This window comes from Pseudomonas sp. GW821-FHT04C07 (assembly GCF_059420325.1).
Window position 1 is genome coordinate 211,751 of record NZ_JBWKTM010000006.1, and the last position, 21,220, is coordinate 232,970.

Consider the following 21,220-nt stretch of genomic DNA (forward strand, 5'->3'; position numbering starts at 1 on the left):
TTATTGCCCGGCACCCTGCGTATTGACCCGATCAGTGTTTCACTGAGGAACGCTTTCCTCTAAGCCCAAACTTCCTCTGCTAATCTGGCTCCATCATCTCTGCAGTTGGATGGAATTTGATGGCATTCGTAGACTTGTTCGTTGCCCAAATCGTAGCGCTCGAGGTAGGGCTCTACCATGCTCACGCCCGAATGGACGCCAGGACGGACAGTGAGGCGTTGCATGACCTCAGAATCAATCTGCGGCGCATAAGAAGTCTGTTACGGCCATTGCGCGAATTAGAAGGCATCGCACCACTGAATGAGGCAGCCGCCGAGGTGGGCAGGCTGACCACCCCCGAGCGTGATCTGGAGGTATTGATCGAAGAGCTTGAGGCGCAAGGGTTCACAAAGCAGGCCAATGTCAGAAAGGCTACTTTACAGGCCAGCTATGGCCGGATTGTTAGAGACCGTGCGATCAACCAGCTCTTTTCACAACTGGATGAGTGGCCCCTGGTTTTCCGAAGTGCTGAGCGGGCAGGCGCATTACGCAATATTAAAAAGCAGATCATCAAACGCTTGCACAAGCAGGTCGAGCGTCTCAAGACTGCGTTAGCAGACCCGCAGTTTGATCGCCATCAGTTAAGAATTCTGGTCAAACGTACGCGCTACCTGAACGATGCTTTTCCTCAACTTTCACTCCTGTCTGATGAAGCCGCAGCATCGCTCAAGGCAGTACAGTCAGCCCTCGGCGCTTGGCATGACCATTTCCAGTGGTGCCTCAAAGCCAAACACGAAAAAGACCTGCAGCCGCTTGCGCAGGTGTGGCACGCAGCAGCCGAAACTGCACTCATGAAAGCAGAGGCTCAGTTGGCACAGCTGCTACGGCTACTTGCGACGAAAAAGCGCTTACCTCAAAGATCTGGCAAAAAACAAAATAAAGACCTGCCGATGCACGGCAATGCCACTCACGTAGCGCTCGCGGGCAATGACAATTCCGTCAGCATTTCACTGCAGCTTGTCGGTAGGGAATGAGGAGCATCGAGTCGAGCTTGCAGTCGCTCGGCAAAGGCTTCTGCTTGCTCATGACTGCAAAAACTTACAGCGCAGGTACCTAATGTTACCTCCCACCCAGCCTTGCTCTGTGCTGGTTTTATCTCAACTTTCATCCGTAAAGTCCTCAGGGAAATGACACAAGGAGCGGATGATAGCTTGTTCACAGCATGTGGCCAAACGCCATGTGATGGCTCTATCTTGCGGCTTTCAGGCTTTCAGGCTTACTGATTGTTGATACCGTCAGTTGGCAGGGTAGCGTTTTAGACCACTCGCGCTGCGCTAACTCGGGCCGTCGCGCCAGCGCCGCAGGTCGGCCAGCCAGGCCTCCGGCCGCTCGATCAGCGTCTCGTACTCGCCGCGCCAGATTTCGCCGCTGTCGCCGTCCAGGGTGATCAGCTCGCCCTCGGCCAGCACCTCGCCGCTGGCGAACTGCAGGTAGCCGCGCTCGGCCTCGACGTGCAGGCTATTGCAGCCGACCAGGCAGACCTTGTCCATCTGCCGTGCCACCACCGCAGCGTGGGCGGTGCGCCCGCCGCGCACACTGAGCACGCCGTTGGCCAGGGCGATGCCGGCGAGGTCCTGGGTCGCCATCTCCGTCCTTACCAGGATTACCGACCTACCGGCTCGGTGCAGCGCTTGCGCCGCGGCCAGGCTAAGGGCGATGCAGCCGCTGGCGACCCCAGGGCTGGCGGGCAGGGCACGCGCCAGCGGCATATCACCGGGGCGCAGCGCCAGGTGGCGGCGGCCGACAGCCTCCAGATCCAGACCCGCGAGCCGTTCCAGGGCGCGCGCCGGGTCGATCCGGCCCTCGCGCACCTGCTCGACCGCCACCACCACCGCCGCCCAAGGGGTGCGCTTGCCCGAGCGGGTCTGCAGCAGGTAGAGCACGCCTTCCTCGATGGTGAATTCGAATTCCTGCATGTCCCCGAATGCGGCCTCGAGCACCGTGGCGGCCTCCTGCACCTCGGCCGCCAGCGTCGGCATGCAGCGCTCGAACAGGTTCAGGTCGCCCAGCGCGTGGCGGCCGGAGACAAGGTCCTCGCCCTGACTGTTGAACTGGAAGTCGACGTACAGGTGCTTCTCGCCGGTCGCGGGGTCGCGGCTGAAGGCGACCCCCGAGCCCGAGGTGCCGCCGCTGTTGCCAAACACCATCGCCTGCACCGCGACCGCAGTGCCGAGGCCTTCCGGGATGTCGTTGAGCCGGCGGAAGGTCGCCGCCTTGCCCGAGTCCCAGGATCTGAGGATCGCCAGTACCGCGCCCTGCAGCTGGTCCTGCGGATTCTGGGGGAACTCATGGCAGGTTACCGCGCGGAACAGCTCGAGGCTCTCCCGGGTGAGCGCGCGCAGCGCGTGGAAGTCGAGCTCTGCCGGAGCGGCGACCCCCGCGGTGGCGAGATGCCGGGCGGTCAGATCATCGAAGCGACCCGCCGGTGCGGCATGCACCACTTCCGCGTAGCTTCTCACCAGGCGCCGGTAGGAGTCCCACACCAGGCGCGGGTTGCCGGTGATGCGCAGCACTCCTGCGGTAGTGGCGTCGCACAGTCCGATATTGAGCAGGGTCTCCAGCATGCCCGGCATGGACACCGGGGCGCCGGAACGCACCGACACCAGCAGCGGCCGGCGGTGGCCGCCGAAGCTGGTGCCGCTGCGCTGTTCCAGCCAGCGCATGTGATCTACCAGCGCACCGCCGAGTGTCGGCAGCGCGCCTCCTGCCTGATGCCAGGCCCGGTACCAGTCGGTGGTGAGAACGAAGGCTGGCGGCACCCGCAGACCGGCCGCGGCCATGCCCGCGAGGTTCCAGGCCTTGACCCCGAGCCGATCGGCGCCGGCCGCCGGTGCCGGCTCGCCGGCACCGATATGGAAGATCTGCTGAATGAGGGGCAGGTCGCTCATAGGTACTCCTCATAGGGCCGCGCGGGCCAGCGTCTGATCCCGCAGCATCTGCACGGTGTGCCTCAGGGCATCGGTCGCGCGCTCCAGATTGCCGGCGATGGCGTCGAGCACATAGAGCTCGCGCGCCTCGATCTCCTCGGCGAGCAAGGCATGGCGGACCTGACGCAGGGTGTCGTCGGCCATCTTCTCCAGATCGACTACCCGGTGCGCCGCCTGGAGGAAATCCTGCATGTCCTCGCGCGCCGTTCCCCGCCCCAACGCCTGTGCCGCGACCAGCGCCTTGAGGTATTCCTGAGTCGCCGACAGGGCGAGCGCGAACAGCGCCGCCAACGGAGCAGCAGCCGGGTGTGCCAACGGGCTGCGCGGCAACAGCGAGCAGTGAAAGGCGGCCTCTTCCAGCTCATCGGTGACGTCGTCGGCACAGCTGGCGAGCCGGAGCATGAATTCACCGCATTCGACGCGCGGGCTCCTCTCGCGCACGCGCAGCACCAGGTCGTCGGCGCGCCGCTCCCAGTCCTTGGCGCGCAGGGCACGGGCCGCCAGGCACTGGTTGAAATCGGCGATGCCCAGTTGCAGCCAGGCGTCGCGCAGGCTTTCGGCGATCTCGACGGTGTAGGCCGCGTGTTCGACCACCGCGTCGAACAAGTCCTGTTCAGCACTGTGGAAGTAGCTGAAGAACTCGGCTTGCACCTCGTCGCGCACCAACGCCTGGGAGCGCCCGGCGAGCAGAGCATTGCTGCAGGCTGCAAGCACGAACTGCAGCAGGTGGCGCGCCTGCGGCAGGCCGATGATCTGTTGGAGTTGTTCGCCATAGCGCAGGCTGCCGTGGCCAGCCGACTCGAGCGTGTCGTATAGCAACTGCTGGCCACCACAGAGCAGGAAAGCTATGTGTCCATAGCCGTTCTTCGCCGCCCAGGACAGCAGCGCGATCGTCTCCTCGTTCGGCAGGAACGCCTTGAGCTGCTTGCGCGCCTTGTTCCAGTCGATCAGGAACACCAGCCGCGAGCCCAGCAGGTCGAGGAACTGCAGCAGCTTGTCGCGCTGGGCGGAGCGGAAGCGACCGATGCACAGGTGATAGAGCCCATCCTCCATGCTCGGGTCCTCGCGCAAACGGGCGCCTTCCCAGTCGACTTCGACGGCATCGAACAAGCCTTGGAAGAACTGCAAGCGCTGGTGGTGGACATCGGTGTAGGTGACGGTCACCTCGTCCACGCGCACATGCACCACCAGTACATGGGCGTCGGTGGTGCCGATGTCGTTCTGGATGATCAGGGTGTCGCCCGAACGGGTCGCCGTGGTGCCCAGGCCGGGATGGTTGAACTTGAGCGGCGCCGTCTGGTGGAGGCCGGCCATGAACGCGCGCACCGCGTCCCGATCCGCCTCGTCGATGTTGTAGACCGCCGCCCCTTCCAGATACTCCGCGGCAAGCCGGCTTTGCACCTGGTTGAGCGCCTTGTGCGCATCCATCACCAGCAGATGCCAGCTGTCACCGGCTTCGCGGTCGCCTGAGGTCAGCAGGCCCAGGGCCTGGTCGTCGAGCAGGTCATCGGCAGGGCGCTGGATCCGTTCTGACAGACGCGCCAGTCGCGTAGTGAATTCCGCCTCTTCGCTGCTCCCGGCTTCGCCGCTTGCCAGCAGACCGAGCGGCACCAGCATTTCCTGCATGTCCTCGACGATACCGCAGACCAGTCCCTCTGCATAAGGGATGCGATAGCGGCCATTCTCCTGCAGGGCACTGCCGACCACTGTATCCAGCTCTACACTATCCACACCGCAGGCCAAGCGCTCGACGTGCATTGAGGAAAATGGCAAGTCTGGTCGTCGCGCATGGGAGCGAGCCGCCTGCAACAGGGCGAATCGGTATTTCAGCCGATCATTGGCGGCGAGCGCCGTGTTCACCAAGGCCGGCAGGGCGATGACCTCCTCGCCCAGGGCAAGCATGATCTTGCTCTTGTCCACCATGATGAACCCTCGCCGGGACCTTTCCCCTGTCTCTTCAGATTAGTCGCGCAGGGTGTCGCCCTAGGGGCGACTGGATGATCGGCAGCGGAGGCCGTGGCCGTTCGTCATAAACCTGCTGGACAGAGGGGGGAAGGCTGGTTGCAGCGGGAGATGCCCAGTGGTGGTAATCACATCGTTTTTTTACCCTTGTTTTGCTCTATCTGTTCAAGTTGTTCTAGAACACGGAGCCCGGATGTGCTGCGGGACACGCTTTGGAACTGTCGGTCACGCAAGGCAATGACGCGGTCAAAGCACATGCAGATGCTGAAGATCTGTTGTCGCTGACTACTAACCGCGCCTGACCGTCCCCCCTTGATCGTAGTTCGGTACGCGGCCTCCCGCCGCCGAGGACTTGCCTGGTCACCCAAGCGCGACCAGCCACGAGGTTTTCAAGGAATACGGGGCACCAAAGGCCTGCTGAGCCCAGACTAAAAAAGACCAACAAAGCCCCGCATATCCATTCGCATCCTTCCCTCCCCCTGCGCCATCGAGCGAGCAGGCAATCGTACCGGCCCGGCGCCGAGAGCTGGCCGACGATCGGCACCGATTCTTCGTCAGAGTAACTTTCATTATGAAATTCACTATGTAATATTATGACCGAAATATAAACGAACACCGATCTGGAGAATCCCGATGAAAAGAGCCAGCTTCCAACCCATGCCTTGTCCGGTCGCCCATGCCCTCGAGCACATTGGTGACGGCTGGAGCTTGCTGATCCTGCGCGATGCCTTCTACGGCCTGCGCCGTTTCGACGAGTTCCTCAACAGCCTTGGTATCGCCTCGAACACCCTGACCCGCCGCCTGAATGATCTGGTGGCAGCCGGTTTGCTGGAGCGCCGCCCCTATCAGGACAACCCGCCACGCCATGAGTACCACCTCACCGAAGCGGGCCGGGATCTACGCCCGGTCATCCTGACGCTGATGGCCTGGGGCGCCCGCCACTCCAGCGGTTCAGACAAAGTTTTCCTGGCAGACGAAACAACCGGACAACCCGTGGCGCTGGCGTTGATGGATGCCAATACCGGTAAGCCCATCACCCATGAGGGCCACCGAGTACATGTGTCGCACGATGCCGATGAATTGACTCAATGGCGTGTCCGTACCGGCCAGGCCTACCGCCAGACCGATGCTCTGGTCAGTCACTTTCCCAATTAACCTTCCGCAGAGGTCATTTCGCCATGGAAGCTCAAGTCAGCGCTGAGCCCAAACAAGCAGACACCCCCGCCTCATCCGCCCCCGCCCGCCGCAAGAAAGCATTGCGCCTGGGGCTGCTGGCCCTCGCCGTGATCGGCGCCGTCGGCTATGGCAGCCATTGGTGGTTGGTCGACCGCTTCATCGAAGATACCGACGACGCCTACGTGGGCGCCGATGTCACGGTCATCAGCGCCAAAGTGCCGGGTTATATCAGTGAGGTGGCGGTGCTGGACAACCAGTTTGTCAAAGCCGGCGATCTGCTTGCCCGTATCGATGTGCGTGACTATCGCGCCGCATTGGCCAAGGCCGATGGCGCCGTGGCGGCGCAGCAGGCCAGCCTGATCAATCTCGATGCGACCGAACAGCTGCAACAGGCGGTGATCGACCAGGCCAAGGCACAGATCGATGCCTCGGATGCCGAAGCGCAACGGGCTGGAGATGATCGCACGCGCTATCAGAATCTGGTGCGCAGCCAGGCTGTGTCGGTAGAGAGTGCCCAGCGGGTCGATGCCACCTGGAAAACCGCCCGAGCTGATCGCGCTCGGGCTGACGCCGGACTGCTGGCGGCACGCCGTCAACTGGCGGTGATCGAAAGTCAACGCGGCCAGGCCCGGGCAGCGCTGCAACAAGCACAAGCCGAGCGCGAACAGGCCCAGCTGAACATCGGCTATACCGAGTTGCGCGCGCCCGTGGATGCTTACGTCGGTAACCGCCGCGCCAGGGTCGGCACCTACGCCGCCGCTGGTAGCCAACTGATCTCGGTCGTGCCGGCGAAGGGGCTGTGGATCGACGCCAACTTCAAGGAGGACCAACTGGCGCGCATGCAGGTTGGCCAAGGTGTCAACATCCGGGCCGATATCCTGCCCGGCCGTGAGTTTCACGGTCACATCGAAAGCCTGGCGCCGGCCACTGGCGCGCAGTTCAGCGTGCTGCCACCGGAAAACGCCACGGGCAACTTCACCAAGATCGTCCAGCGAGTGCCGGTACGGGTACGTCTGGACATCGCCGATGCCGAATTGGGTGCACTACGTCCTGGGTTGTCGGTTGTTGCCCAAGTGAACACTCATGATGCGTTGCAGCACAACGACGCTGCATTGGCAGGCCAGCCATGAGCAGCCCACTGCCCACACTGACCATGGCACAAAAAGTCGCCGCCTTCGCCACCATGTGCGTCGGCATGTTCATCGCCCTGATCGACATCCAGATCGTCTCCGCCTCGCTCAAGGACATCGGCGGCGGCCTGTCGGCCGGCGCAGACGATACGGCCTGGGTGCAGACAGCCTACCTCATCGCGGAAATCATCGTGATCCCCATGTCCGGCTGGCTCTCGCGAGTGATGAGCACGCGCTGGTTGTTCGCCGTGTCGGCAGCCGGTTTCACCTTGACCAGCCTGCTGTGCGCGTTGGCCTGGAACATCGAGAGCATGATCGCTTTTCGCGCCTTGCAAGGCTTTCTCGGCGGCTCGATGATCCCGTTGGTGTTCACCACGGCATTCATGTATTTCACCGGCAAGCAGCGGGTGATCGCAGCCTCCACCATCGGCGCCATCGCCTCGCTGGCCCCGACCCTGGGCCCTGCAGTGGGCGGCTGGATCACCGACATTTCATCCTGGCACTGGCTGTTCTATATCAACCTGGTACCCGGCCTGTTCGTGACTTTTGTCGTGCCGATGCTGGTCAAGGTTGACCGGCCCAACCCTGCCTTGCTCAAGGGTGCTGACTATATCGGCATGGTCCTGATGGCTGTGTTTCTTGGTTGTCTGGAGTACACCCTGGAGGAAGGGCCGCGCTGGAACTGGTTCAGCGACAGCACCATCGCTACCACCGCCTGGATTGCGGGCATTAGTGGCGGATTGTTCATATGGCGCTGCCTGGAAATTTCCGAACCCATCGTCGACCTGCGCGCACTGGGCGATCGCAATTTTGCCCTGGGCTGCCTTTTTTCCTTTATCACCGGTATCGGCATTTTCGCCACCATCTACCTGACGCCACTGTTTCTAGGGCGCGTACGTGGATACGGCTCGCTGGACATCGGCCTGGCGGTGTTTTCCACCGGCGTGTTCCAGCTGCTGGCGATCCCGGTGTATGCGATGTTGGCCAACCGCATCGACCTGCGCTGGATTCTCATGCTGGGGCTGTCCTTGTTTGCCCTGTCGATGTGGGACTTCTCCCCCATCACCCATGACTGGGGCGCCAAAGAGCTGCTGCTGCCGCAGGCAATACGGGGCTTTGCCCAGCAAATGGCCGTTCCGCCCGTCGTCACCCTCACCCTCGGCGCCTTGGCCCCTAACCGCCTCAAGCTCGCCTCGGGGTTGTTCAACCTGATGCGCAACCTGGGCGGAGCCATTGGCATCGCCGCCTGCGCCACCGTGCTCAACGACCGGACCAACCTGCATTTTCTAAGGCTGGCCGAGCACCTCAATACCCGCAACGAAGCCATGAATACCTGGCTCGACCAACTGACCGTGAATGCACAACTGCTCGGGCAGAACAGCATTGATGCCAGCCAGGTCGCACTGCATCAACTGTGGGCCCTGACTTGGCGGGAGGCACAAACGCTAACTTATGCCGACGCTTTCCTGATGATCATGGCCTGCTTCGTGGTCGCCACGTTGCTGGTGCCGTTGATGCGTAAAGTTCAGCCGCCCAAACAACCGTCCGCCGACGCTCATTAATCACGCTTGAAGGATTATTCGATGAACACTTTGCTTGATCGCATGCTTCCCTATGGGCGCTTTGTGATGGCTGCGCTGGCCATCACGGTGGCCGGCTGCACAGTGGGTCCTGACTACCAGCGCCCCGCCGATCAGGCCGCCACTCAGTTCATGGCGCAGGACGCCTTGCAGCGCCGCGACGCCGGGCGCCCCGCACCCGAGCTGGAAAGCTGGTGGAAAGGCTTTGAAGACCCGCAACTGACCCAGTTGATTCAGAGGGTTCTGGCGCAGAATCTTGACCTGGCCGTGGCCATGGCCCGCGTGGAGCAGGCTCGTGCCGTCGCCCGAGAGGCCGGCGCGACGCGCCTGCCTCAAGGAAGCCTCGATGGCCAGGTCGTGCGGCAACGCCAGTCATTGAAAAGCCCGCAGGGCCAATTGGCTAGCAGCCAGCCCGGCTATGACCGCAACCAGACATTGAGCGACATCGGCGCCGGCGCGAGCTGGGAGCTGGATCTGGCGGGGGGGCTCAAGCGCGGCGAGCAGGCAGCGCTGGACGACGCCCAGGCCGCGCAAGCCAGCCAGGCAGGTGTACGCGTTTCCGTTGCCGCCGAAGCAGCTGACGCTTACTTGCGCATTCGCGGTGCTCAGCAGCGTATTCAGGTATCCGAACAGCAGGTAAAAAACCAAAGCGATTTGCTCGATCTGGTCGAGACACGCCTGGCCCAAGGGCTGGGCAACCAGCGCGAGACCGCCCAGGCCCGGGCAGTGCTGCAACAGGCGCGTACCACCCTGCCGCCCTTGCGAACCGAACTGGCGGTGCAACTCAACCGCCTCGACGTGCTGATGGGCGCCGCGCCCGGTACTTATGCCCGCGATCTGGCCGGTACCCCGCCCGATTTTTTTGATTACAAGATTCCACAGATTCCTTCCGACATCGCCCCAGGACAAATGCTGCGCCGGCGCCCTGATGTGATCGCGGCCGAGCGGCGTTTGGCCGCCAGCAACGAGCGGATTGGCGTAGCCACTGCGGAGTTTTACCCGAAGGTTTCGCTGGGTGGCCTCCTGGGTTTCTCCAGCCTGCATGGCGGTTCACTCTTTACAGAACAGGCATTCCAGCCACAGGCGCTGTTGGGGCTGCATTGGCGCCTGTTTGATTTCGGCCGTGTCGACGCGCAGGTCGCCCAGGCCAAAGGCGCAAATGCCCAGGCGCTGGCTGAATACCGCCAGTCGATGCTGCGCGCCAGCGAAGACGTCGAAAATGCCGTGGTGACCCTGACTCAACTAGAAGCCCAACGTCAGGATCTGGCCCTTGAAATCTCCTCCAGACAAGCCGCGCGACAAGCAGCGAGCGAGGCGTACCAAGGCGGTGCGGTGAGCCTGATCGAAGTGTTGAACGAGGACCGCGAACTACTCCGCACACGAGACCAGATGGCAGAACTCAATGCCAACGATGCGCGTGCCGCAGTGGCCACGTTCCGCGCTCTAGGGGGCGGATGGACCGTAGAGTAGCGCCGGTACGGTCGGCGAAAACCCAACTTTTTGAGACTTGGGCTTGTCGAACAGTCTGGGCAAGCCAGGCTTGGGCTTACGCTTCATGGTGCGCAAAAGAATCACCGGCTGCATCCGGTAGCGGTCGCAATAGCGCCGAAGGTGTTCAGCATCGTATCCTTTGTCTGCCAATAGCCAGCGACAGCACTTGCGAGGTCGTCCCCTCTGGCTGCCTGGGACTTGAACCTGATCAAGCAACGGCTGCGCATGAGCAATATCGCTGGCCTGTCCACCTGACAGGTTGAAACACAGAGCGATTGCGGTCGAATCGCAGAGCATATGAATCCTGGTCGTGAGGCCGCCGCGACTGCGGCCCAGTGCATGGTCTAGCGGTTCTTCAGGCCCCCTATTTTCCCGGTGCCGGAAGAGGCTCGGGTTGCGCGTATCGCGGTGGAGTCGATCATCCAGGTGTCCAGATCAATCAACCCTTGCTCGTTGAGCCTGATATGCAGGCGCTTGAGCATTTGGTCAAAGATGCCTCGATTGCGCCAGTCGCGAAAGCGTTGATAGACCGTCGATCATTTCCCAGGACGCATCGCTGAGTTTGTATCGCTTGGCCATCAGGGGCTCCTGCCTTTGATGGCGGCGATTTTACCCATTTCGGTGTTTCAAGGGTTTTCGTACAAACCTAGCGTGCATTCATACTGGTTTGCGGCGATGAAACTTCCTCATCCCGCGTTGCCATGCTCTGCTTTCGCGCCCACTGGGTCAGCGCCAGCATCATCGCGAACCCAAGCACAATCAGCACCGGATAAGCCATCAGCAACTCGAACAGCGAATATTTCCACGCAAGGGGGCGCCCAACGCCCAGCATCGCGGCATACATCCAGGACACGCCCGACAGCGCGCCGGAGAAAATAGCCAGCATCCGAACGCCAAACGTGAGATCGAACAACGACCCGGCCTTTTGCAGCGCAGGCAGCACGGCACGATGCAACAACATACCGTTAAACGTCAGTAGCAGGACAATGATGACTTTGGCCTGGAGTTTCGGATTCGAAAAATAGCTCATTCCCTTATCAAGATAATCCACACCGATCACAGCCGCCCCTGTGATCCACAAAAATACCAATGCAATAACCACAGTCTTTTGAAGACTCTGCATATGCGCATTATCGTGTTCGGTCGACACACGACCCTTTAATAAATCATTGACCATCGCAACATCACTGGTAAATACCAGACCAATAGCTACGCAACAGGCCACAAGATGAACATAAACAAGTCCTAACCGCAAAAACTCCATGGTCTCTTTCTGCTCGAGAAGGCTGATAATTGTATTTAACGCCACGGTTAATTCCCCCACTTAATACAATAGTGCAAACTGATCACTTAACAGGCTTATGAATTGCTTCATCACAACCATGATCAATCTCGTACAAACGGAACCAAATCAAAGACTTGGTATTACAAAAAAAATCGGCTCGCCCAGCGAGTCACGGATCCTGGCATTCAGCTACTCCAAATTCCGAGTAAAAAAAGCCCCATTTGCATTCAATGCACATGAGGTTCAACGTCCACTTCTTTTTTACTACTGACGCAGATCAGGTTCACAAGGATGCTGTCCGCTGGATGTTCAGAGGCCGGTACCCCCTGATCGTTCAGTACTGCCGACAGACGGTGGCAAATTAACACCTTAACGCTACCGCCTAATGCCAGCATCCTTCTCTCTAATGCGCGTAGCAGCAGGGCTGCTTCCCAACCGGTGCCGTTGATCGCACGAACAGTGAATAAGCATGCGCAAACAGACCAATATCGACCGAATTACATTTAAGTATCATTCCCAATAACAGCAAAGAACTCCCACTGACACGTGCAGACTTAAGGTAAAACTTGCGCAGCATGTCTGCGAGTTGAAGGACTTCAATCCCCGCCCCCAGTAGCTGCGGTTGACAGCATTCACTTTTGGCCTGGGTTGCGTGAAAACATTCGGGATTGTCTAACTCAGCGAATTTTCGTACAGAATCTAATTACAGTTAGCCATAATCGGAGTCTGTACGTGGCCGGGATGCTGCCAACTAACCTTGCATTCAAGAGGGACGCACTAAGGCGTGCCCCTTAATTTAGCGTTATGCACAAGGAGGAACGAGTGCCCTTATTTGAAACACAGAGGCTGATCGGGCGGCCATTATCGCGGCAAGATCTGCCCGCACTTACAGAGATTCTGAGCGATCCTGAGGTGATGAAGTACTCTGTTCGTGGGGTTTGCGACGAGAATGCCACGCGTAATTTTATTGACTGGTGCCTGGAATGCTATGCATCTCACGGAATGGGTCCATGGGCGCTGGTAGAAAAGGTTTCCAATGACCTCGTTGGATTTTGTGGTGTTGGGCCAGAATTGGTTGACGGAGTAGAAGAAGCTAATTTGGGTTATCGGTTGGCCAGAAGGTACTGGAACCAGGGTCTTGCGTGCGAAGCAGCCAAAGGAGTTCTTGATTTCGCTTTTGCTCGCAGGCAACTGGCATCCGTCGTCGTAATAATCGAGCCGGAGCATGTGGCCTCGCTCAGAGTTGCTGAACATGCTGGATTTAACGAGTTCGACGTTCTTGAATTTCATGGTCGGCCGGTGCGCTTGTACCGGTTGACTTGCCAAGACTGGAATACATCGCATAACAACTCCATGCACGCGACAAGCGCGTGATGGCGGTGTCGACCTCTTGGGGCATTACATGGCTCCGCTCGCTTACGCCCAGATGCAGGTGGTTGCTCAGGCTGTCGAAGCGAGCGGTGGTGATGCCCGAACACAAATTTTCTGACAGTCCCCCTGAACCTGCATCAGTCAAAACGCTTTCAGCAGCGGAGCCGGGTCATTTGTAGATCGGTACTGAAACCGATCCGGACCGCTGCCCGGCCTCTGCCCGTAGACGTTTGCCCAACTCCGTAATCTTTGCCTCTGCGGCTTTCAACGCTTCCAGGCTGGTGTGCACGGAGTAGTTACCCATATGCAGATCGTGCGGGTGAGCAATGGCCGACCCGAGCACAAACACCACGTCTTGCTTGTCCCCAGCCTCGAGTTTCAACGCACCGTTACCTGGCACGAAGGCGACGAGTTCTCCCGCCTGGACAAGCTGCGGTGTATGAACCGTTCCCCGACTGACACTGAGCCATAGCACCTCATGCCCGGACGGTGGCTGGTACTCCCAGCTTTGACCCGCGGCCAGTGTCACCAATAGATAGTTCAGGCCCAAAGGGGCACGTACGGGGCTGCGAATGCCCTGATAGTCGCCGACGATTACGCGCGCCGGCCCTACCTGTGGGATGGCATGTGCTTCCAGGTACTGGCTGTCGACCGGTGCGTTTTCCAGGTCAGCGGGCAGCGCGATCCACAGCTGAAACCCCTGGATCCGCGCCGAGGTGCCGGCAGACATTTCTTTCCCATGCCAGACACCCCCGCCTGCGCGCATCCATTCGACACCGCCGTAGCCGATGAGTCCGAAACCTGCATCCGGATCATCAAAGCGAAGGTTGCCTTCAGTGATCACGGTAATGGTCGCGATCCCCGAATGGGGATGCAGCGGCATGCTGCCAATGAGCGACGTATCGGCGTCGATCAGGTCGAGAAACACAAACGGCTTGAGTAACTGGCCCAGGTCCGAAGGACTCATGAGTCGAACAATGGGGCCGTGCCCATGACCGCGGATGCGCAGGCTGATGTCGCGCGAGGCATTTTTTTGGGGAGCGGTGGCGGGACTCATGTTCATGTTCTCTCCATTTTCGAAGTGGCGTCAGAGGTATTGGCCTGCCGCAGCTGCAAGGCCACGAAGATACGAATGGCCCAGACGATGCGGTTCAAAGCCGTCGTTGAAAGTGTCATGTAGCGTTTTTCCTGAAAGGGTTTACGAAATTGAGCCCAGCGTATCCAGACGCCTATTGATTGAGTAGTAGGCATAATTGACTTGAACCCGTCCATTCCTGGAAGTAATACGGTGCTGGACCTCAACGAAATCTCGATGTTTGTTCAGGTGGTGCAGGCAGGCAGTTTTGCTGGCGCGGCGCATGGGAATGCCGCCCAACACCCTGAGCCGGCGCGTTCGTTGAGCAGATCGTCAAGTATTTGCAGGAGGATGTTCTGTCAGGCCGCTAATAAGCCTGCTCATGGCATGTTGTGTTATCCGTCGATATTCCAGAGCGTGGGGGCGCGGACAAAAAGTACCCGCAAACAGAAAGTACCGAGGTACAACTTCCAGCAATAGCTACTAGCCCAAGGGAATGTGCATAGACGTTCACCCCAGGCAGCGCTCTACGAGCTCCGCGGCACTGGTTACTGGCGCTTCGCAGGTACGGTTACGGCACACATAGGCGCTGGTTTGCCCTGCGATCGCAAGCCGGCCGACGCCGATGGGCACATCCTCGGCAAAGGCCAGGACTCGTGCCGGCAGGTAGCGGCGTCGCAGGCTCGCCACCAAGGCGCTGGCGGCGCAACGTTCGCCAGCGATGACGATGCTGACCGGACCACGCTGTACGAAGTCCTGCGCCGCCAGGAGATGGGCAAAGTCGAAGGGACTCCGGGCGGCTGCGGCGCGGTACATCGTGAACACCTGCTCGGCACGCTCGCGGTATAGCTCGCGGCCGGTCAGCTCAAAGAGTCGCAAGAACGCGAATACGCTGCTCGAGGTGCCCGACGGCCAGGCATTGTCGTGCGGTGCGCGGGGCCTGTGCACCAGCGGCTCGCCATCACTGGGCGTGAAGTAGAGCCCGTCCTCCCAGAACTTCTCGAGGATCAGCTCGACCAACCGCGTGGCGCGTTCGAGATAACGCTGATCGAAGTCGCACTCGTAGAGATCGAGCAACGCGTTGGCGAGGAAGGCGTAGTCCTCGAGAAAACCCGGAACCTTGGCCGTGCCCTCCCGCCAAGCCCGGTACAGGCCTGCCTCGGGCGTCGAAAGACGGTCCAGAATGAAATCGGCGGCGCGTCTCGCGGCGTCCAGGTGGGTTGCGGTTCCGGTCGCCTGATAGGCGGCGCAAAGACCCTGGATCATCAGCGCGTTCCAGCTGGTGAGGATGTTCTCGTCGCGCCCCGGACGAACGCGCCGGGCACGCGCCACCAACAGCTTGTCGCGCAGGCCCGCCAGTTGCGCTTCCTGCGTCACGTCCAGTGCGACGGCGCGGTGCAGCACGGTGCTGCCATGCTCGAAGTTCCCGCTGGCGGTCACACCCCAGGCCCGACAGGCCAGCGCGGCGTCCGGGTCGCCGAGGACGGCCTGCACCTGCGCGGGTGTCCACACATAGAATTTGCCTTCTTCACCCTCGCTGTCAGCGTCTTCGCTGGCGTAGAAACCGCCCTCAGGGTGCGTCATGTCACGCAGCAGGTAGTCGATCGTCTCTTCGAACACGCGCCGCCAGGCAGGCTTGCCGGTCGCGCGATAGGCGTCGGCATAGAGTTTCACCAGCTGGCCGTTGTCGTAGAGCATCTTTTCAAAATGCGGTACGGCCCAGCGCTCATCCACGCAGTAGCGAGCGAAGCCGCCGCCCAGGTGATCGTAGAGTCCACCGGCGGCCATGCAATCGAGGGTCAGCGCAAGGGACTGCAGCAAGTCCGGCTCGTGCAAGCGCTGATAGAGGCGCAGGACGAGATCGTGGCAGGCCGGGTTGGGAAACTTCGGTGCGCTGCCCAGGCCACCATGCACAGGGTCGGTGTTCTTCGCAAACAGTCGGGCAGCGACGGCCGGTGGGTCTTGCTCCGGCGGCGTCTCGCCCTCCACCATCAGCGTCTCCATCTCGCGGTAGCCCTGGAGGAGCAGCTCGACGTTCTGGCGCATCGCCGCGCGGTTGTTCTGCCAGGCCGCGCTCAGACCGTGCAAGAGCTGGGTGAACCCAGGCCTGCCGTAACCCTCCTGCGGCGGGAAGTAGGTGCCGCCGAAGAACGGCTCGCGCTCCGGCGTGAGGAATACCGTTAGCGGCCAACCGCCGCCCTGCCCCATCATCTGCACGACTTTTTGATAAATGTCGTCGAGGTCAGGCCGCTCCTGGCGGTCGACCTTGATGTTGATGAAGCGCTCATTCATCAGGCGCGCAACCTCCGGGTTCTCGAACGACTCATGGGCCATTACGTGACACCAGTGGCAGGCGGCATAACCCAGCGACAGGTGGATGGGCTTGTCCTCGTCGCGCGCGCGGCGGAACGCCTCCTCGCCCCAGGGATACCAATCGACGGGGTTCTCTGCGTGCTGGCGCAGATAAGGTGAAGTTTCCCTGGCGAGTCGATTGCTCATCACTGACTCCTCACAACAGACCCAACTGCAGGCGGGCTGCATCGGACATGCGGCTTTGATCCCAGGGCGGCTCCCAGACGATTTCGACCTCGACCTGGCTGACCCCGGGGATGGTTTCGACCCTGGTGCGCGCCTCCTCCTTCAGCACGTCGCCCATCCCGCAACCGGGCGCGGTCATGGACATCTTGATTTCGACTCGCTGACCGCCGTCGGCGAGCGGCCGGGCCTGGCATTGGTAGATCAGCCCGAGATCGACCACATTGACCGGAATCTCCGGGTCGTAGACGGTGCGCAGCATATCGAGCACCTGCCGGATGTCGAAGGCGCCGCTCGCCGCCGGCTGGGCGCTCGCCTGGGGCTGCCCGCCCTGGTGAACATCCAGCCCCAAGGCATCGGCGTCGGCGGCGGCGATCCGCGCCAGCCGGCCCCTGGAGATTTGAACCGTGAAGCTGCCACCGAGTGCCTGGGTCACCACCACGCGTTCGCCGCGCCCCAACTGCAGCCGCTCCCCGCCCGGTATCAGGGTCACCGCGCAGTCCCGCGCAAGCTCTATCCACTGGGGCCGGCTTGGCTGGTTCGGGTTGTCGAACTGGAAACCGGCGCCGCGCAGGTCATGCACGAAATCGATGGACAGGCCATCGGCTCGCCGTGCGCTCGCCGGATCGAGCAACAGGCTGATGCCGTCCGTTTCGACGGCCATATCGCCTTCCTCGCCGGGCTCGAAGAGCAACTTATGCACGAAGCGCTCGTCGATATTGAGCCGCACCCCGTCCACGCGCCCATCCTCCAGGGCGTCGCGCAAGATTCGCCGCGCCGAGTCGCTGAGACGAATGCTGGGGATGGGTAGATCGGCTGCCATGGCTTATTACTCCGTCGTGACCTGTGAGCTGCCACCTTCGAGGGCGCTGCGCAGCGTGTGCCAGGCCAGGGTGGCGCATTTGACCCGCACCGGGAACTCCCAGACCCCTGAAAGCACCGCGAGCTTGCCAAGCTGCGCGGGCGTCACCCGGGCGTTTGGCCCCTCGGTGAGCAGCGCATGCACATGGGCAAAAAGTGTCAGTGCCTCCTGCGGCTTCTTCCCCTTGACTGCAAGGGTCATCAGGGATGCCGAGGCCTGGGAGATGGCGCAGCCGGCCCCCTGGAAGGCAATGTCCTCGATCACGCCGTCCGCGAGCTTGATATAAATCCTGAGCTGATCGCCGCACAGCGGATTGAAACCTTCCGCCGTACAGGTGGCGTCCAGGAGCTCGCGGAAATTGCGCGGCCGCTTGCCGTGGTCGATGATCACGTCCTGGTAGAGGTCGCGCAGTTCATCGTTGCTCACCGGAACACCTCCTGGACCTTGGCCAGACCTGCCACCAGCGCATCGATATCTTGCTCGGTGCTGTAGCAGCCGAGCGAGGCGCGGGCGGTGGCGGCCAGACCGAAGCGGTTCATCAACGGCTGCGCGCAGTGGTGCCCGGTGCGGATCGCGACCCCTTCACGGTCCAGAATGGTACCGATATCGTGCGGATGGATGCCGTCCAGAACGAACGAGAGGACGCCGACTTTCTGCGCCGCGGTGCCGATCAGCCGCAGGCCCGGCACTGCCGCGAGCGCCTTCTGTGCATAGGCCAGCACTGCCTGCTCGTGGGCGGCGATGGCCGCTGGCCCAAGCAGGCCCAGGAAGTCGACCGCCGTGCCGAGACCAATCGCGCCGGCCATGTTCGGTGTCCCTGCTTCGAACCTGTACGGCGGTTTGTTGTAGAGGGTCTTCTCGAAGCTGACCGAGAGGATCATGTCGCCGCCGCCCTGGTAGGGCGGCATGGCTTCGAGCAGCTCGTGGCGACCGTAGAGCACGCCTATACCGGTGGGCCCGTACATCTTGTGACCCGACAGAGCGTAGAAGTCGCAACCCAGCGCTCGCACATCGACCTTAAGGTGGGGGGCCGCCTGGGCGCCATCGACCAGCACGCGCACGCCCCGGGCATGGGCGAGTTCGACAATGCGCCGGATCGGGTTGATGGTGCCGAGCACATTTGAGACATGGGTAACGGCCACCAGCCGGGTCCGGGGCCCGATCAGCCGTTCCAGCTCATCGAGCAGGAGTTCGCCTGCGTCGTTGATCGGGGCCACCCGCAACCGGGCGCCGGTCTGCTCGCAGAGCATCTGCCAGGGCACGATATTGGAGTGATGCTCCATGGTGCTGATCAGCACCTCGTCGCCCGCGCGCAGCTGCGCCTTGCCATAGGTTTGCGCCACGAGATTGACCGCTTCGGTCGTGCCACGGACGAAGACAATCTCCTCGACGTGCTCGGCATTGAGGAAGCCCTGGACCTTGGCCCGAGCCTTCTCGTACTCCTCAGTGGCGCGCACCGAGAGGTAATGCACGCCTCGGTGCACGTTGGCGTTCTCCTGCAGGAAGAAGCGTGACATCGCGTCAATGACCGCCTGCGGCTTCTGGCTGGTCGCGGCGCTGTCGAGGTAGATCAGCGGCTTGCCATAGATCCGTTGCTTGAGGATCGGAAACGCCTGGCGCACGCGCTCGACGTCATAGCCTGGCGCAACGTCGAGCTGTTTCGAGCGTCCCTGAAAATTGCTTTCGAGGTCATTCATGCCGACACCTCCAGGCCCCGTAGCTGCGCGGCGACCAGTCGCTCCACATGGGCCCGCAGCGGCTCCAGGTGGATGAGCTCCAGCATCTCGCTGACGAACGCATAGATCACCATAGACCGCGCCACCGCCAGGGGAATCCCCCGCGAGCGCAGGTAGAAAATAGCCTGCTCATCCAGTTGGCCGATGGCGGCGCCGTGGGCGCACTTGACGTCATCGGCGAAGATCTCCAGCCGTGGCTGGGTGTTGGCCTGGGCCAACCCCGACAACAAAAGATTCTTGTTGGTCTGGCTGGCATCCGTCTTCATCGCACCCGGACGCACGATGATCCGCCCGTCGAAGACCCCATGCCCGCGATCATCGATCACGCCCTTATAGAGTTCGCGGCTGGTGCAGCGCGGCGCCAGGTGCTCGATGGTCGTCTGGTTGTCCAGGTGCTGCTCGCCCCGGGGCAGGTACAGGCCGTTCAGGGCCACCTGCGCGCCGGGACCCTCGAGCATGATCCGCACCTCCTGCCGTGCCAGCGCCGCACCCAGTGCAAAGGAGTGCGCGGCGAAGTGGCTGCCCTGGGCCTGACGCACATTGAGCAGCGCGACATGGAACGCCGCCGTGCTCTCGTTCTGCACCCGGTAATGCTCAAGCGCAGCATCCGCGTCGAGTACCACTTCGCTGACGGCATTGCTGAGGTAGACCTCTGCCCCGCTGCCGACGTGGCTTTCCACCAGGGTCGCGCGGCTCCCCGCTCCCATCAGCACCAAGGCGCGCGGCTGGGTCATCAGCGGTGTGACGCCCGGGGCCGAGAGGAACACCAGATGGATCGGCTCATCGACCGTCGTATGGGCGGGTATCTGCACCAAGGCTCCGTCCTCGGCGAGGGCCGTATTGAGCGCGGTGAACGCCTGCGGTCGTGTGCGGAAGGCATGGGAGAACGGCGCTTCGAGCGTCCCGCTGTCGGCCGACAGCAGCCTGGCGAAATGGGTCACCCGGGTATCTGGAGGTAGCGCCTCAAGCACCGAAAACTCGGCAGCGAAATAGCCATTGACGAAGACCAGCCGCGGGCCGCCATAGTTGCCGACGAGCTGCTCGATACTGGCGTCGGACAGGCCCCCGCTCGCGCCCGGCTCGGCTGGCCGCAAAGGAGTCTCCAGGATCGGCGCAACGCGTGTGTACTTCCAGGCTTCGTCCTTGGCCGCAGGAAAGCCGTGTTCGGCCACCCACTGGAACGCTGCGTTGCGCAATTCTCCCAGCCAGGCGGGCTGCCGGTCGTTGGCCCTGGGCTCAAGCCGCGCGAGAAACGCTACGCTCGCCGGAGTATTCATCGCGTGGCTCCGGGCGCTGACGGTGCCTGCTCGAAGCTCCCATAACCGTGCTTCTCGAGTTCGACGGCCAGGGCCTTGTCGCCGGACTGCACGATCCGGCCGTTGGCCATGACGTGGACGCGATCCGGGACGATGTAGTCGAGCAATCGCTGGTAGTGGGTGATGACCAGCAGCGCGCGATCCTTGCTCCGCAGCGCGTTGACGCCGGCCGCGACTATCCGCAGCGCGTCGATGTCGAGGCCCGAGTCGGTCTCGTCGAGGATGGCCAGTTTGGGTTCCAGAATCGCCATCTGGAAGATCTCGTTGCGCTTCTTCTCGCCACCCGAAAAGTCCACGTTGACCGAGCGGTTCATGAAGCTCTGGTCCATCTCGACCAGCGCCATGCGCTCCTTGGCGAGCGCGAGAAAATCCAGCGCGTCGAGTTCCTCGAGTCCGCGCTGCTTGCGCACGGCGTTGAGGGCGGTGCGCAGGAAGTAGAGGTTGCCGACGCCAGGAATCTCGACCGGGTACTGGAACGCAAGGAAGATGCCGGCGACCGCGCGCTCTTCCGGCGCCATGGCGAGCAGATCCTGGCCCTCGTAGAGCACCTCGCCGCTGACCTCATAGGTATCAAAGCCCGCCAGCACTTGGGCCAGCGTGCTTTTACCCGAGCCGTTAGGCCCCATGATCGCGTGCACCTCGCCGGCGTCGACCCGCAACGTGATACCCCGCAGGATTTCACGGCCCTCGACGCTGGCGTGCAGATTATTGATCTCGAGCATGCTCCACCCCGGG

Annotated in this window: 16 protein-coding genes and 1 pseudogene; 6 read left to right on the forward strand and 11 right to left on the reverse strand. The window is 61.7% G+C overall.

Going from position 1 to position 21,220, the window contains the following annotated elements; genetic code table 11:
* The first annotated feature begins 119 nt into the window (after positions 1-119).
* Entirely contained in the window at positions 120-1,013 is an 894-nt protein-coding gene (locus AC07UI_RS13525; RefSeq protein WP_494992956.1) for a CHAD domain-containing protein, read from the forward strand.
* 300 nt (positions 1,014-1,313) lie between these two features.
* On the opposite strand, the gene AC07UI_RS13530 is transcribed toward AC07UI_RS13525, so the two are convergent.
* On the reverse strand, positions 1,314-2,927 hold the full coding sequence (locus AC07UI_RS13530; RefSeq protein ID WP_494992957.1) for a PEP/pyruvate-binding domain-containing protein: 1,614 nt from the start codon (positions 2,925-2,927) through the stop codon (positions 1,314-1,316).
* A gap of 9 nt (positions 2,928-2,936) precedes the next feature.
* Positions 2,937-4,889, reverse strand: a complete 1,953-nt coding sequence (locus tag AC07UI_RS13535) for a hypothetical protein (protein WP_494992958.1) — start codon at positions 4,887-4,889, stop codon at positions 2,937-2,939.
* Between the two features lie 672 nt (positions 4,890-5,561).
* Here AC07UI_RS13535 and AC07UI_RS13540 point away from each other — a divergent pair.
* From AC07UI_RS13540 to AC07UI_RS13555, 4 genes are read left to right on the forward strand one after another with little or no spacing between them, the layout of a single operon-like run.
* A complete protein-coding gene (locus AC07UI_RS13540; RefSeq protein WP_494992959.1) occupies positions 5,562-6,083 on the forward strand; it encodes a winged helix-turn-helix transcriptional regulator in 522 nt (173 codons plus the stop codon).
* A gap of 23 nt (positions 6,084-6,106) precedes the next feature.
* Positions 6,107-7,234 carry an HlyD family secretion protein gene (locus AC07UI_RS13545; protein ID WP_494992960.1) on the forward strand — a complete coding sequence of 376 codons (1,128 nt, stop codon included), beginning with the start codon at positions 6,107-6,109 and terminating at the stop codon, positions 7,232-7,234.
* A complete protein-coding gene (locus AC07UI_RS13550; protein ID WP_494992961.1) occupies positions 7,231-8,796 on the forward strand; it encodes a DHA2 family efflux MFS transporter permease subunit in 1,566 nt (521 codons plus the stop codon). The genes AC07UI_RS13545 and AC07UI_RS13550 overlap by 4 nt, the downstream gene beginning before the upstream one ends.
* A 21-nt stretch (positions 8,797-8,817) precedes the next feature.
* Positions 8,818-10,284: an efflux transporter outer membrane subunit gene (locus AC07UI_RS13555; protein WP_494992962.1), complete on the forward strand. Its 1,467-nt coding sequence runs from the start codon at positions 8,818-8,820 to the stop codon at positions 10,282-10,284.
* A gap of 36 nt (positions 10,285-10,320) precedes the next feature.
* On the opposite strand, the pseudogene AC07UI_RS13560 reads toward AC07UI_RS13555, so the two are convergent.
* Both AC07UI_RS13560 and AC07UI_RS13565 read right to left on the reverse strand, forming a co-directional pair.
* Positions 10,321-10,841: pseudogene (locus tag AC07UI_RS13560) on the reverse strand (IS5 family transposase); the annotation flags it as partial.
* Positions 10,842-10,951: 110 nt separating this feature from the next.
* Positions 10,952-11,614: a hypothetical protein gene (locus tag AC07UI_RS13565; RefSeq protein WP_494992963.1), complete on the reverse strand. Its 663-nt coding sequence runs from the start codon at positions 11,612-11,614 to the stop codon at positions 10,952-10,954.
* 798 nt (positions 11,615-12,412) lie between these two features.
* Here AC07UI_RS13565 and AC07UI_RS13570 point away from each other — a divergent pair.
* On the forward strand, positions 12,413-12,964 hold the full coding sequence (locus tag AC07UI_RS13570; RefSeq protein ID WP_494992964.1) for a GNAT family N-acetyltransferase: 552 nt from the start codon (positions 12,413-12,415) through the stop codon (positions 12,962-12,964).
* A 166-nt stretch (positions 12,965-13,130) separates the two neighbouring features.
* Here the strand turns inward: AC07UI_RS13570 and AC07UI_RS13575 are convergent, their stop codons facing one another.
* The 7 genes from AC07UI_RS13575 to sufC all read right to left on the reverse strand — a co-directional run bounded on the left by AC07UI_RS13575 (position 13,131) and on the right by sufC (position 21,207).
* On the reverse strand, positions 13,131-14,024 hold the full coding sequence (locus AC07UI_RS13575; protein ID WP_494992965.1) for a pirin family protein: 894 nt from the start codon (positions 14,022-14,024) through the stop codon (positions 13,131-13,133).
* Between the two features lie 522 nt (positions 14,025-14,546).
* Entirely contained in the window at positions 14,547-16,535 is a 1,989-nt protein-coding gene (locus AC07UI_RS13580; RefSeq protein ID WP_494992966.1) for a thioredoxin domain-containing protein, read from the reverse strand.
* A gap of 10 nt (positions 16,536-16,545) precedes the next feature.
* On the reverse strand, positions 16,546-17,394 hold the full coding sequence (gene sufT / locus AC07UI_RS13585) for a putative Fe-S cluster assembly protein SufT (protein ID WP_494992967.1): 849 nt from the start codon (positions 17,392-17,394) through the stop codon (positions 16,546-16,548).
* A 6-nt stretch (positions 17,395-17,400) separates the two neighbouring features.
* Positions 17,401-17,859, reverse strand: coding sequence for a Fe-S cluster assembly sulfur transfer protein SufU (gene sufU / locus AC07UI_RS13590; RefSeq protein WP_494992968.1), 459 nt, complete (start codon positions 17,857-17,859; stop codon positions 17,401-17,403).
* Complete coding sequence (locus tag AC07UI_RS13595) at positions 17,856-19,130, reverse strand: SufS family cysteine desulfurase (protein ID WP_494992969.1); 1,275 nt, start codon at positions 19,128-19,130, stop codon at positions 17,856-17,858. The genes sufU and AC07UI_RS13595 overlap by 4 nt, the downstream gene beginning before the upstream one ends.
* Positions 19,127-20,446 carry a Fe-S cluster assembly protein SufD gene (gene sufD / locus AC07UI_RS13600; RefSeq protein ID WP_494992970.1) on the reverse strand — a complete coding sequence of 440 codons (1,320 nt, stop codon included), beginning with the start codon at positions 20,444-20,446 and terminating at the stop codon, positions 19,127-19,129. Before sufD ends, AC07UI_RS13595 begins: the two co-directional genes overlap by 4 nt.
* Complete coding sequence (gene sufC / locus AC07UI_RS13605) at positions 20,443-21,207, reverse strand: Fe-S cluster assembly ATPase SufC (RefSeq protein ID WP_494992971.1); 765 nt, start codon at positions 21,205-21,207, stop codon at positions 20,443-20,445. Before sufC ends, sufD begins: the two co-directional genes overlap by 4 nt.
* Positions 21,208-21,220: the final 13 nt, after the last annotated feature.